This window comes from Yaniella soli (genome assembly GCF_054782375.1).
The window spans coordinates 56,130-69,237 of the sequence record NZ_BAAGSP010000017.1 but is presented as its reverse complement, the minus strand read 5'-3'; the positions used below and the strand labels follow the sequence as shown (position 1 = coordinate 69,237).

The window sequence follows — 13,108 nt, the reverse complement described above, 5'->3', positions numbered from 1 at the left end:
CACACCAAACGGTGGATGATTGAGCGCACCAACTCCTGGCACAGCCGCGGGTTTGGTATCTTACAAGTCGTCCTGGATCGAACACAACCGCCCCAGCAAGCGTGGGCCAGCATGGCCAACGCCATCATTGTCCTACGCCGACTCCTCCACGAAGCCAGACTCCGCTACCGGTGGGACACCCGCACCGTCAAGCCTTACGATTTCCGGTAAGCGCCGATAAGCCCCTATCCGCGCAATCTCTTAGTACTGTTCTAGGACCATGGATCGTACTACCGTTTCGGTTCGGCAACCGGTATTGACGGCTGTTTTGAACGCGTATTCACTATCGGATGTCCGACGATTTGATAGCACCGGTCGGAGGATCGGGAAGTACTTGGATTATGAATCGGTAGCGGTGGGCTGTGAAAGATTCAGGCTCTGGATTTGGGCGACTTTTCGCGATCGTTGCGAGTCAGAGCATGTATGTCTGGGCATTACACTGCGGGTCCCGTCGGAATGCGCAATGAGTTGAGATGGCCGCTGCCGGATGTCCATATTGTTGTTTCCTAATGGTTAGACCGGTGCAATTCGATCGTCAGACGCCGTGATGCCAACATAGATCGGATCCGAAGCAAGACCACCCGGGTAGACATCGAGAGTCCCAACATGCGCCAATACATAGCAGACTATGCGCGACTAAAATTTGTCGGTCCTGCACGCGGATGGCTATCACGTACGCTATCACTGGCGCCGATCGGTTTAGTCTGATGATAAGCCATGGCTCTCGAACATGCTGTATATGATCCTGCTCCCTCAACTTACTATATTGAGGCCGAGCAGGGACTCTTCGTGGGAGTCTCGATAGAGCCCAGCTCAATCCGCAGGCGACTGTGAGGTGCGGCCCGAATGCGGGAGATACCTAATTATGTCCAGATTTTCTTGGTTGAGGTTTCAGCGCGCCCCCTAACGTTGTATGTGATCGTATTAAGGTAGTTCCGAGTGTCATCGGGGGAGTGAGCACATCTCACCGTTTGTATTGAGGGAAACGTCCGGTTAAAGCAGTCTGTCCGGTTGAATGAATTCAACCGGACAGACCTTATCGTCAATTTCCTAATGTTTAGGACTGATCACGTTTACCCTCGAGCTCGTTGACCGCTGTGTCAACGGAGCCTTGGAGCTTACGGCGCTCTTGATCGTGTTCTACTCGAGCTTCGGCAAGTTCCTCAGCGGTCACTGGTGCAACGCGGTCTTCGAAGAATCGGCGTGACACACTGGCCCGGAGCTTCTCCAAGAGGCTGACCTTGCCTTTTTTGTTGGGCTGAGCAGGCTTTGCCTCTGGTGACTCGAACGCTACGAGTTCGTAGAGCCGGTACTGGTCCACCATTTCGTGGCGCTCAAGAATAGCTCCTTCTGGAGTCCACTCGATGACGCCAGTCTCACGACCATGCAACGCAATTTCGCGATCTTTGCGCTGCAGTGCCAAACAGATGCGCTTGGTGACGATGAAGCCGATGATGGGCCCAAAGATAAGCAGGAAGCGCAATGCATAGGCGACGTCATTCAACGAGAGCATGAAGTAAACAGCCATCAAGTCCGATGACGCTGCTGCCCACATAACACAGTAGAAAATGACTGCGGCAACACCGGTGGCGGTGCGTCCCGGCGCGTTGCGTGGTCGGTCGAGAATGTGGTGTTCACGGTTGTCACCGGTGATGCCACGTTCGAGCCATGGCCACAGGACCATTCCAACGATGAGCACACCCGCGGGTATGAGCGGTATGAGCACACCCATCGGGAGGGCATTCCAACCCCATGGCATCGGGATATGCCACAACATGGAGAAGTCACCGAGCATACCGGGCATGAGTCGCAGGATACCGTCAACCCAACCGATGTACCAGTCGGGCTGGGTACCAGCAGATACAGGTGAGGGGTCATATGGGCCGTAGGTCCATATGGGGTTGATCTGCAGGAAGCCTGAGATGAGAGCAATCAGCCCGAAAACGATGAAGAAGAAGCCACCGGCTTTTGCAGCATAGACGGGGCCGACGGGGTAGCCGACAACGTTGGTGTGCTTGCGACCTGGTCCAGGGTACTGAGCGTGTTTGTGAACGACGACCATGAACAGGTGGATTGCAACCAGCAAGATGATGAGTGCCGGGATGACCATGATGTGCAGTGAGTACAGTCGCGGAATAATTTCAGTACCTGGGAATTCTCCTCCGAAGAAGAAGAACGACATGTACGTACCAACTACTGGGATGGCTTTCATCACGCCATCGATAATCCGTAGACCGTTACCGGAGAGCACCTCGTCTGGGAGGGAATAGCCGGTGAAGCCAGCTGCGAGAGCCAGAATGAGCAGTACCGAACCAACGACCCAGTTGAGTTCACGCGGACGACGGAATGCACCGGTAAAGAAGACCCGGAGCATGTGCACGGAAACTGCCGCTACGAAGATCAGCGCGCCCCAGTGGTGTACCTGACGCATGAACAGTCCGCCACGGATCTCAAAAGATATATCCAGGGCGGATGCATATGCGGCCGACATTTCGACGCCGTAGAGCGGCTTATACGCTCCTTCGTAAACAATGTGAGACATTGACGGGTCGAAGAAAAAGGTGAGGAAGGTCCCCGAGAGCACGACGATGATGAAAGAGTAGAGTGCTACTTCACCAAAAAGGAATGTCCAGTGGTCTGGAAAGAGTTTGCGACCAAACTCTTTGACCATTTTGGAAGCGCCCATACGGGTGTCGACAAAGTTTGCGATCTTGCCTGTACGGGTGGAAGCTTGATAGTCCTGCATAACGGACATTATGCACCACGCTCCTCAGCTGGTCTTGGGTCGCGTTCCCAGTAAACGGGGCCGACGGGCTCTTGGAAGTCGCTTTGGGCAACCAGGTAGCCGTCATTATCGACAGAGATTGGCAGCTGTGGCAGTGGGTGTGATGCCGGTCCGAAAATGACCTTGCACTCCTGTGTCAGGTCATAAGTTGACTGGTGGCACGGGCACAGCAGATGGTGTGTGTGCTGTTCATACAGTGCGATCGGGCAACCGACGTGAGTGCAAATTTTCGAGTAGGCAACGATTCCATCGACGTGCCAGTCTTCGCGTCCCGCGCTGATTTGCATATCATCTGGGTTGAGCCGCATGAGCAATACAACAGCTTTCGCCTTTTGGTTCAGCATGTCGTGTTCCATATCGAGCAGGCCGTCTGGGACGACGTGCAATGCGGATCCAATGGTGACATCGGAGGCCTTAATAGGAGTGCCGCTCACGTCCCGTACCAGGCGTGTGCCGGTATCCCATACGGTGTGGCGCATACGCTCGACACCAAAGTTTTCTGCTGGATCATCAGAGTGGTTACGCGTGTTATCTAGGTCACGGAACATCGCAATGGCAGGCAGCGGCGCAATGGCAAGCGCACCGATGAGAGTATTACGCAAGAGTGGACGACGCTTGATCTGCGTTTCGTCAACAACATCGTTGATGATGTTGACTGCATCGGCGCGATCTTCTTCTGTCGTGACTGATTCGCGTTCTTCAACCCATTCATGGTCTGGCATCAAGGCGCGACCCCACTGGACGATACCGACGCCGATACCCAGCATGGCAAATGCGGTACCGAGGCCCAGTAGTGTGTTCTGCAGGCGAATGAGGTTCATGTCAGTTTCGTCTGCAGGCAGCTGTCCGACCCCAAAGTACCCAACAAAGAACAGGATGGTACCGAGGATAGACAGGATGAACAGGAAAGAAACCTGGCGTTCTGCGCGCTTAGCGGCACGTGGATCCTCATCCGTAATACGTGGCCGGTGCGGTGGCAATCCCGGGTTTTCGATAGCGAAGTTACCCGAATCGTCACCAGCGCGCTCTACGGTGCCCGGTGTGTCGGGATCTCCGTGGCGGTGCTCGCCCATAGATCTGATTCCTTTACTTGAGTGATGTTGGTGATGTTTTAATCGACGAAAATTCGATAAGTCTTATGACGACCTGGTGGTCATCCAAACCATGAAACCGATGAGCAGTGCGAGACCACCGGTCCATACGAAGAGTCCCTCAGCTACGGGGCCAAGTGAACCAAGCGATGCGCCACCTGGATAACCTTGGGTTCCGAATTCCTTCAAGTAGGCGATGACATCGCGCTTGTCTTCGGGAGTCAGGTTCGAGTCGGAGAAGACGGGCATGTTCTGTGGGCCAGTCACCATGGCTTCGTAGATGTGCTGCTCTTCAACGCCGTGCACGCTAGGCGCATATTTACCACGAGTCAGGGCACCTCCACCGCCAGAAGCAGAGTGACACATTGCGCAGTTGACGCGGAACAAGTCGCCACCACGTGCAACATCGACGTCAGCGTGATCTGTGTCGAGGTATTCCTCTTCTGGGATAGTTGGACCGGTGCCGAGTGAGTGAACGTAAGCAGCCATTTGCATGGTCTGTTCCTCACTGAACTGGTTGGGTTTTCCTTGCCCCTGTGGACCGGTCATCTGAAGAGGCATACGGCCGGTTCCAACCTGGAAATCAACCGAGGCTGCACCCACACCAATCAAAGACGGACCCGCGGGTCCGCCGGTTGCGCCGATTCCGTGGCAGGAGGCGCAGTTCGCGTTGAACAGTGTTTCACCGTCGTCGATGTTGTCGGCGCTGGTGTAATCGGCTTGAGAATAAGCAGATGCGGAGTTGATGTTGGAGGCCAACGAGTATAGACCTCCGGTCAGCAACAGACCCAGCAACAGCAGGGCCACTCCGACCATGGGGTGGCGGCGGTTCTGTGAGAGTGCCTTCACTTTATGGATTCCTTACATTTTGTATAACCGGATGGGGTGTGACAAGTCCGTTCCGGTTACCTCGGGTGCGATTGATGTCGAGCCGGCGGACCGAACAGGTCACTGGATGACGTAGATGATGAACCAAAGGGCTACCCAGACTACGTCAACGAAGTGCCAATAATACGAAATGACAATGGCAATCGTAGATTCATGGTTTCCAAAGCGCTTCGCAAGGTGAGCGCGTCCAATGACGAAGAGGAACGCGATCAAACCACCAAGAACGTGCAGCGCGTGGAAGCCTGTCGTGATGTAGAAGGCTGAACCATAGGCATTCGCGGCAATTGTCACTCCGTGCGATACAAGAACTGCGTATTCGTATGCCTGTACCGACAAGAAGATCGAACCAAGAATGAAGGAAGCGATGAACCATTCCACGACACCCCAGTCCTTGAGTTTGTTGCTTGTGCGACGCGGACGGAGGTTGATGGCAGCGTGTGTACCCCACTGGGCGGTAAACGAGCTGATGACCAGCACGACGGTGTTGATCGTCGCCAGTACCGGGTCCAATTGCGCAGTGTTTTCTTCCCACAGTGTCGGTGATGTCGACCGCAGTGTGAAATACATAGCGAACAGACCACCGAAAAACATTACTTCCGAAGCAAGCCACACCATGGTGCCGACGGCAGACAGGTTGGGCCGACTTGGGAAGCCGGTGGGATTATGCGAGAGAGTTTGAGTTGATGTTGTCACCCTTTCATTATGGCCCGAAAGTGTCCAAGATTCACAATGAGACTTGCCCATTGCGTGTCTTTTTCTTGTGAAGTGCACAACAACGGTCGCCGCCAACCCGCATAATTCCCAGGGAGTACGCAGTTTTCGTTGCCCAGAACGTCAGCTGAACGTGCTTTTTCTCGCGTGTGGAAGCCACCGAATTGTTAAGCGAAAGGACACAAGAAAGTGGGGTCTACCATGCCGTCGTCTTGCAGCACAGGGTTATGTGGGGAAATCTTTCGACGATGAGTAATAGGATGACCACAGTAATGAGGAACCGTATAGTCCTGAGGAAACATCTGATGAATTGGCCAACAGTCTTGTCTGCAGTATCGAATCAACAGCATTTGACGCAGGATCAAGCTGCTTGGGCGATGCAAGAGATGATGTCCGGGATTGCCACTGATGCTCAGATTGCTGGATTCTTGATGGCCCTTTCCACAAAAGGTGAGACGGTGGAGGAGCTTCTTGGTTTAGCCGATGCAATGCTTGCCGAAGCCGTCGGTGTTGAGTTGCCGTCCGACGTGCTGGATATTGTGGGGACTGGGGGAGACCGCCTCGGTACGGTGAATCTTTCCACTATGTCATCGTTGGTGGCAGTAGGGGCCGGCGCAAAAATCGTAAAACACGGCAACCGAGGGTCATCATCAACGGCAGGGGCTGCGGATGTCATCGAGGCGTTAGGCGTGGATCTAAACCTCACGCAGTTGCGTGCAAAACAGTCACTCGAAGAGGCTGGGATCACTTTTTTATTCGCGCAGGAGTACCATCCTTCAATGCGCTACGTGGCTCCGGCTCGCAAACAGCTTGGCGTCCCGACCGCGTTCAACTATCTCGGCCCCTTATCAAATCCAGCTCGCGCCCAAGCACAGGCGTTGGGTTGCGCATCTGAAAAGATGGCCCCCCTGCTGGCCGGTGTACTTGCAGATAGGGGAGTGCGTGGGCTCGTGTTCCGAGGATCCGACGGGCGGGACAAAATCACCACCTCGGGTCCGTCCATGATGTTTGAGATCCGCGACGGCGCAGTGGAGAAGCATGAGCTGCATCCACAGGAATTTGGCATCGAGCTTGTATCGGTCGAATCTCTGGCAGGTAAGGACGGAGCATACAACGCCGGCATCGTTCGGGAAATGCTGGCAGGGGAGACCGGTCCAGTACGAGACGCAGTTCTTCTGAACACTGCTGCAGGACTCACCGCATACGATAGCAACGCGTCGGGCCATCTATTTGACCGTATGCGCCAAAATATGAAACGCGCCGAAGAGTCGATTGATTCAGGGGCTGCCCAGAAAGTCCTGGATAACTGGGTAAAAGTTTCTCGGCCGTACGACAACTAAGTTCCTGCAATGACGAATGCTGCCTACGAAATTGTAGGCAGCATTATCACAGGGGAGTGGTGTCGGAGCTCTACTCGAATCCGAGTGCGAATCCTTCTTCGAGATCATGCTGAGAATACGCCCGAAACGCCAAAAGCGTTTCGGTGTCACGGATGCCAGATACTTTCGAGAGTCGATCAGAGATGACGTCTTCCAACTGGTCAAATTCACGCACGCGCACCATGGCAATAAGGTCCCAGTGGCCTGTGACGGAGTACACCTGTGTGATGCCTTCTTTGTCAGCCAGATCATTGGCTATTTCTGGAATGCGATTCGTGTCAGTTTTGATCATGACAAATGCGGTAACCATGGTCCTCCTCGGGGTATTTCAGTGTTCAGTCTAGGCGGTTTTACGTTGACGAGTGAGTAGCGTCGAAATGCTTCGGCGCCCAAGTATAAATACGGCAAGAACGCCAGCTGCGACCAAGATGAAGGCAAGAGCAGAAGTATCACTAAATAACATGGAGCGAAGTATCGGCCCGAGTACAACAGTGATGAGCCAGAGTGCCAGACCTGCAGGAAAAATGTTGTTGATAAGCTCGGTCGGTTTGATCGCTGCGGCCAAAAAGAGATACGGCAGTAAAAATGGAATAGCGACTCGAGCAATATTGCTTATGCCAAGATTTCCGTCATGAGACGCCACGCCAATGATCGCGAAAATAACAATCAATACAGCATCAATAATCATCATGGCCGTCACGTGAGAGGTAGACGCAGGTTTGGGCTCAGTGGTCATATTCTTTAGTCTAGGGCAGATTGGCATCTTCAAAATGTTTTGCTTGTAACGCATCTCATACGCCGTGCTGGGGGATTGTCGACTCTCGCACACCACAAGGGGATAGGCTTGTTTGTATGCTGTGTGTGACGTTAACCCCGACTAAAAGCCTTTCAAAAGGTCAAGCCGTACAAGCAGTGGGGCAACTGGTGGCATCACTCAGTTCGCATCCGCATGCGGTCGATACTCCAGTAGCGGGTTTCAAGGCTCATCATCATCAGGTACAGGGATGTCTCGCATCGCCACATGAGGCTGTGGGGCTTATTTTATCTGTGGCACGCTCGGCATTTTGGGGGATGCACCTCACCTTACTGCCAGGCCACCAGGGGAGCGACGCCATGGGATCCGACGGTCTCCAATGCGACCTCGTCGCGGCATTGGCGGTGGCTGGTGACGCGCTACGGGCGCCGGGACAGGTCTTAGTAGCGATGGCAGATAGTGGGGCCATTATCGGGCCAAAGGAGGTGCCACAATTAGGGGCTATTGAGTCCAGCTTGCAGTTGCTATCAGCCATAGAACGGCGCAGGTCCGACGAGGGCCAAGAAGCCGGGGTGATGGTCAACGCTGGCAACTCTCAGTCACTCACAGCAAGTGAGCTGGGGGTATCACAGCAGGCCGTGTCGGCAAGACTTCAAGCGGGGTACTGGTATGAATCACGCCGAGCAGCCTATTGGTTAGCGCACGAGATACAGACGTTCATCGGCACACAAGCGAAGAGGCGTGCATAAGTCCGGCGAGGGGCTTTCCAGGCTGTCAACTTTACATAATGTAGATTATCGGCGTTCAAGTTAATACGTAGAAGTGGTGCGTTATTCGGCGATGATTGGATTGGAATCTGTTGGAGTTTCAGGTGTTGGCGTGAGCTCGAATAACGTCGCAGAGGCATCTTCCCAACGACCGACCAGTCGTCGATATTCGCCACCATCGAGATCGAGGTGGTCCAGTACGTGGTGGACTGAGACCGTGCCCCAACTGTCTGGCAGTTCCCCGCGTATATAGATGCTGATGTCGGAGTCTTCTGACCCAAGATATTGGCCATCTTCATTGTAGAAATGCAGTTCTGCCTGGTGAATTTCTCCAGCAAGTGCTTGATTCAACATGTGGATGCCTACCGGGTCAGCCATCGCATCGTATGCCCAACGATCCCCCAAAACTGAGTGATTCATTTTGGTGATCAAGTAGTCGTCAGCACCGTCCAGCGGCGCAGCACGATACGTCACCGGCAGATGGAGAATCGTGTCGCCACGTTTGAGTACGAATCCCTCGAAACCAACTTCACCGCTGGTATCGTCGAACCGATACGTGCCGATGAGCTCTGGATCGCCAGATCCGCCCCAGAATTGATTGTCTAACCACGAGGTCACAAATTCTTTTTTCGTGGGATTCGTTTCCGCAGTATAAATTGTGGCCATGCAACTATTCTACGCCGTAATCTGTAGGGAACGCACCAATCAACTGTGAATCGGAAGTATCCTAGTCACATGAACGTACATTTGGGAGGCCAGCATGTTTGAGTGGATTCTGGAGAATTTTTGGTCCTTCTGGCTGATTATCATGCTGCTGTTGATTAGCCTACAGGTTCTCACCGGCGAAATGACCTTCTTGCTGATTTCTGCGGGTGCTGTGACGGCGATCATCGCCGATGTATTGGGCGCGCCAATCTACGTGCAGTTCATTATTGTGACGGTTATATCTATCGCCTCTCTCTTGTGGCTTCGCAGCTTTGATACAAAACGAAAAGAGAATGACACCGGCCCCTCCCCCTGGAGCGTGAACCGTTACGTTGGTCATGTGGGTGAGGTCACTGAGGATGTGACCTCAAGTGCGGGCAGAGTGCGGATCGGCAATGAAATATGGTCGGCTCGTACGTATGGGCCAACACCGATCCCCGTTGACGCTCCGGTGGTAGTCCAACAAATTGAAGGAGCTATCGTGTGGGTTGCTGCGACTTCGGAGTCGGCACCTGCTTGAGGTCATGAGTTCACCATTGAGTTTCACATAGATAATGTCAGTCATATAAAGCGACACCAACGATCAATCAGGAAGAACTATGGATATTTTTCTTATCATCCTCTTCGTCGTGTTGGCCATCTTTGTGGTGGCCATCTTGGCGAAGTCCTTCCGCATTGTTCCTCAGGGGCACTGTGGGATTATCCAACGGCTCGGTAAATATCAACGGACACAGATGGCTGGCTTGACCATGATGGTCCCGTTTGTCGATGAAATGCTGCCACTCATTGATATGCGTGAGCAAGTGGTTACCTTCCCGCCACAGCCGGTCATTACCGAAGACAACCTCGTGGTGTCCATCGATACCGTGGTGTACTTTCAGATCACCGACCCAACGGCGGCGACCTACGGTATTGCCAATTATATTGCGGCGGTTGAAAACCTCACCACGACGACCATTCGTAACGTGGTCGGTTTCATGAACCTCGAAGAGACGCTGACATCACGTGATGCCATCAATACCCAGCTGCGTGGCGTGCTCGACGAAGCAACTTCCAAGTGGGGTCTGCGTGTGTCGCGCGTCGAGTTGAAGGCTATTGATCCCCCACGCACCATTCAGGACTCGATGGAAAAGCAAATGCGTGCGGAACGCGATCGTCGTGCCGCTATTTTGACCGCCGAAGGACAGAAGCAGTCAGAAATCTTGACGGCGGAAGGTCAACGTCAGGCGGCCATTCTAGAAGCCGAAGGTGACGCGCAGGCTGCCATTCTGCGAGCTAACGCTGAGGCAGAAGCCATCGTGACGGTTTTCGAAGCAATCCACGAAGGCCAGCCGAACGCAGATCTTTTGGCTTACCAGTACCTACAGGTCTTACCGCAGATTGCCGACTCGGAATCTTCCAAGATGTGGATCATCCCCTCCGAAGTCACCGACGCTTTGAACCGGTTTGGTGGAACTTACGGCCCACAACCAGGCGGCGCTACCCCACCGGACGGCTCCACCGGATCGGGCGACGACTCTGATGCCCCGACTCCCCCGCCCACCCCACGCTCACGCCGTGAAAAGCGTCCAACGACTGCTGCAGAGATTGCTGATGTTGCACCAAAGGCACCAAAACTCAAAGACACGTCCTTGGAGGATGCACTGGCTCAGCCAGAGTTTGACGAAGACCAATACCAGCAGCATCGAACGCGCCGTGATGACGGGGAACAAAAGTAGTCTGGAACGGGTTACACATTGCGAGACGTTTTTCGATAGACTGTCTTGTCTGCAGAATTTTGGTTGGAGGAATATCTGAATGTCTGATCGTTCACTACGCGGTATGCGTATCGGTGCCCAGTCGATGGAAACCGAAGCGGGTGTCGAGCCTGCTGCACGTCAACAAGTCGAATATCGCACGGAAGATGGCGAATCGGTTGTCGTAACGTTTGCTGCCGAAGCCGATGTACCAAACACATGGCACACGAAATCCGGTAAAGAAGCGCTACGCGTTGACGCGATAACGCCAGATATCAATGATACGAAACCACAGCGTACCCACTGGGACATGTTGCTGGAACGTCGCAGCATTGAAGAGCTCGATGCGACACTCGAGGGGCAACTACAGAAGTTTCGCGCGCGTCGCGGCGAAGATGTAGACGTCTAACTTACGCAAAGATTTTACAGTAAGGGCCGGTAACCACGATGGTTACCGGCCCGCTCCATTGCTGGGGTCTACATCTTAGCGACCAATGCGTTCTTGCAGTTTCTCTAGGCGTGCGGCCAGCCCCCACTTGGTGACGTTTGTGAATGCTTCGGTGACAATATTTCCTGACATCTTGGATTCACCATGCTCGCGTTCCATGAAAGTAATGGGGACCTCAACGATGCGCTTACCAAGCCGGGCAGTTCTGAACGACATGTCGACCTGGAAGCCATACCCCTTGGACTGGACAGCGTCGAGGTCCATGTCGGCAATGGTGGTAGCTCGGTACGCGCGGAAGCCAGCCGTGATGTCTGTGAGCCGGAGGCCCAACAGGATCTGTGGGTAGAGCGATCCGCCAATGGACAGCAATTTTCGGTGCCATGGCCAGTTCACCATTTTGCCGCCTGGCACGCGACGAGAACCAATGACAAGATCGGCTTCATCAACGGCTTGGAGTAAGCGGGGCAACTGTTCTGGCTGATGCGAGCCATCAGCGTCCATTTCGACTAACACATCGTATTCTCGTTGTAAGCCCCAGCGGAACCCAGCAATGTATGCGCCACCTAGGCCATCTTTAATCTGGCGGTGAAGGACGAATACCTGGTCGTCCTTGGCAGCTTGTGCATCAGCCCAGACCCCGGTGCCGTCGGGCGAATTATCGTCCACCACTAATACGTCGGATTCCGGCACGGCCGCACGCAGACGTTGTAGTGTGCCGGGTAAAGATTCAGCTTCGTTATAGGTGGGGATAATAGTCAATGCGCGCACAAGTTGTCCTTTTCTTACCGAGAGTCCCCGACTATCGGGCCGGGATCAACCTCCGATTATAGCTAGCCAAACTGGGTGAAGCTACAACGCTTGGCCATCACGGATTCGTAGTTCCAGGGTGGGCGCGGAATCCGTAGATGACAAGACGGGCAATAACGCAGTTCCCGCGCGCTTATCGGTGGACCAGTGGGCGGCCTTGACGTCGGGCGCTTGTACGCCAAGTTCCTGGGCGCGCCACACGTTGAAATCAGCCGGTGAACCTACGGCAATCTGCCCGGCTGCCATATTCTCTTGAGCTATGCGGCTTGGCCAGACACGGACGCCATCACGTGAGACAGTGTTGAATGCGGCACGCGTAGAAATCCGTTGAGCAGCGTCCCGGTGTTCAATCAGCGCGGTGAGCACAGTCCAGATCGAGCCGGTCCACTCCCCTGTCCCAGTGGCCACATGGACTCCAGCTGCAATTAAGTCAGCAACAGGTGCATATATGACGGGGAGGCCGTCGATAATAGCAGGGAGTAACGTCACAGAAATGTGTGATTCCACAAGCCGGGAAATCTGTTCAGCGCTGATGTGGTGGTTGATGAGCACCCGGTGTCGAGAACGCATCAGTGTGGCATTGAGTTGTTGTTCCAGGACACTCAAGATGTGTTCTAGCTGCTGTGGTTGGGTGGACTCTAGGAGCATCTGTGTTGGCGGTTTAATCCCGGAAATCACTTCTTCGAGCCGACCCAGTTGATTTGCCGCGATATAGATGCCGTCGGCATCGCTTGCGTTCATATCTAGGGGTGCATAATACACACTGCGCGGTGTTGGAACGGTTGAGCTCAGCGCATTTCGAGCGTCGTCCGACACGAGCGGGGTGGTCGAAAACCCGTCGACGAAGGCAGGGGTGATCAGTCCACCGTCCAAATCCCGACGCTCTACCAGCCCCGATGCGGTTGCCGCGACCATCTGCTCGCCGGCTTCGTCGGAACCCAACCAGGCAGTAACTCCGTTGTCGGCGTGTAGCGCATTGGCATAGGGCTCCGTCACTG

General features: G+C 54.1%; 14 protein-coding genes and 1 pseudogene. 6 read left to right on the top strand and 9 right to left on the bottom strand.

The features are described from left to right. Window positions 1-210, top strand: a pseudogene (locus tag ACYVJT_RS10200) (hypothetical protein); the annotation flags it as partial. Window positions 211-1,096: 886 nt separating this feature from the next. Here the strand turns inward: ACYVJT_RS10200 and qcrB are convergent. From qcrB to ctaE, 4 genes are all read right to left on the bottom strand, one after another. Next, the gene (gene qcrB, locus ACYVJT_RS10195) at window positions 1,097-2,794 is read right to left on the bottom strand and encodes a cytochrome bc1 complex cytochrome b subunit (protein WP_343957307.1); all 1,698 of its coding nucleotides are present in this window, start codon (window positions 2,792-2,794) and stop codon (window positions 1,097-1,099) included. Beyond that, window positions 2,794-3,897 carry a cytochrome bc1 complex Rieske iron-sulfur subunit gene (gene qcrA, locus ACYVJT_RS10190; RefSeq protein ID WP_343957309.1) on the bottom strand — a complete coding sequence of 368 codons (1,104 nt, stop codon included), beginning with the start codon at window positions 3,895-3,897 and terminating at the stop codon, window positions 2,794-2,796. The genes qcrB and qcrA overlap by 1 nt, the downstream gene beginning before the upstream one ends. A gap of 63 nt (window positions 3,898-3,960) precedes the next feature. Further along, window positions 3,961-4,764: a cytochrome bc1 complex diheme cytochrome c subunit gene (gene qcrC / locus ACYVJT_RS10185; protein ID WP_343957312.1), complete on the bottom strand. Its 804-nt coding sequence runs from the start codon at window positions 4,762-4,764 to the stop codon at window positions 3,961-3,963. 99 nt (window positions 4,765-4,863) lie between these two features. Next, entirely contained in the window at window positions 4,864-5,496 is a 633-nt protein-coding gene (ctaE, locus tag ACYVJT_RS10180; protein WP_425579870.1) for an aa3-type cytochrome oxidase subunit III, read from the bottom strand. Window positions 5,497-5,819: 323 nt separating this feature from the next. Here ctaE and trpD point away from each other — a divergent pair, with 323 nt between their 5' ends. Next, window positions 5,820-6,854 carry an anthranilate phosphoribosyltransferase gene (trpD, locus tag ACYVJT_RS10175; RefSeq protein ID WP_343957314.1) on the top strand — a complete coding sequence of 345 codons (1,035 nt, stop codon included), beginning with the start codon at window positions 5,820-5,822 and terminating at the stop codon, window positions 6,852-6,854. A 70-nt stretch (window positions 6,855-6,924) separates the two neighbouring features. Here trpD and ACYVJT_RS10170 read toward each other — a convergent pair whose 3' ends face one another. Further along, window positions 6,925-7,203: an Lrp/AsnC family transcriptional regulator gene (locus tag ACYVJT_RS10170; protein ID WP_343957316.1), complete on the bottom strand. Its 279-nt coding sequence runs from the start codon at window positions 7,201-7,203 to the stop codon at window positions 6,925-6,927. A gap of 30 nt (window positions 7,204-7,233) precedes the next feature. Further along, window positions 7,234-7,629 (bottom strand): DUF3054 domain-containing protein, encoded by a 396-nt coding sequence (locus ACYVJT_RS10165; RefSeq protein WP_343957319.1) that lies wholly within the window; start codon window positions 7,627-7,629, stop codon window positions 7,234-7,236. A gap of 188 nt (window positions 7,630-7,817) precedes the next feature. Here ACYVJT_RS10165 and ACYVJT_RS10160 point away from each other — a divergent pair, with 188 nt between their 5' ends. Next, entirely contained in the window at window positions 7,818-8,396 is a 579-nt protein-coding gene (locus ACYVJT_RS10160) for a hypothetical protein (RefSeq protein ID WP_343957321.1), read from the top strand. Window positions 8,397-8,477: 81 nt separating this feature from the next. On the opposite strand, the gene ACYVJT_RS10155 is transcribed toward ACYVJT_RS10160, so the two are convergent. Continuing rightward, window positions 8,478-9,080, bottom strand: a complete 603-nt coding sequence (locus tag ACYVJT_RS10155; protein ID WP_343957323.1) for a maltokinase N-terminal cap-like domain-containing protein — start codon at window positions 9,078-9,080, stop codon at window positions 8,478-8,480. 94 nt (window positions 9,081-9,174) lie between these two features. Between ACYVJT_RS10155 and ACYVJT_RS10150 the strand changes: the two genes are divergently transcribed. From ACYVJT_RS10150 to ACYVJT_RS10140, 3 genes are all read left to right on the top strand, one after another. Then, window positions 9,175-9,639 (top strand): NfeD family protein, encoded by a 465-nt coding sequence (locus tag ACYVJT_RS10150; RefSeq protein WP_343957325.1) that lies wholly within the window; start codon window positions 9,175-9,177, stop codon window positions 9,637-9,639. A gap of 79 nt (window positions 9,640-9,718) precedes the next feature. Beyond that, complete coding sequence (locus ACYVJT_RS10145) at window positions 9,719-10,837, top strand: SPFH domain-containing protein (RefSeq protein ID WP_343957327.1); 1,119 nt, start codon at window positions 9,719-9,721, stop codon at window positions 10,835-10,837. A gap of 79 nt (window positions 10,838-10,916) precedes the next feature. Continuing rightward, on the top strand, window positions 10,917-11,264 hold the full coding sequence (locus ACYVJT_RS10140; protein ID WP_343957329.1) for an RNA polymerase-binding protein RbpA: 348 nt from the start codon (window positions 10,917-10,919) through the stop codon (window positions 11,262-11,264). 75 nt (window positions 11,265-11,339) lie between these two features. Here ACYVJT_RS10140 and ACYVJT_RS10135 read toward each other — a convergent pair whose 3' ends face one another. Together ACYVJT_RS10135 and ACYVJT_RS10130 are read right to left on the bottom strand one after the other, a co-directional pair. Next, window positions 11,340-12,071: a polyprenol monophosphomannose synthase gene (locus tag ACYVJT_RS10135; RefSeq protein WP_343957332.1), complete on the bottom strand. Its 732-nt coding sequence runs from the start codon at window positions 12,069-12,071 to the stop codon at window positions 11,340-11,342. A gap of 81 nt (window positions 12,072-12,152) precedes the next feature. Then, window positions 12,153-13,106 carry a hypothetical protein gene (locus ACYVJT_RS10130; RefSeq protein ID WP_343957335.1) on the bottom strand — a complete coding sequence of 318 codons (954 nt, stop codon included), beginning with the start codon at window positions 13,104-13,106 and terminating at the stop codon, window positions 12,153-12,155. Between the last annotated feature and the right edge of the window lie 2 nt (window positions 13,107-13,108).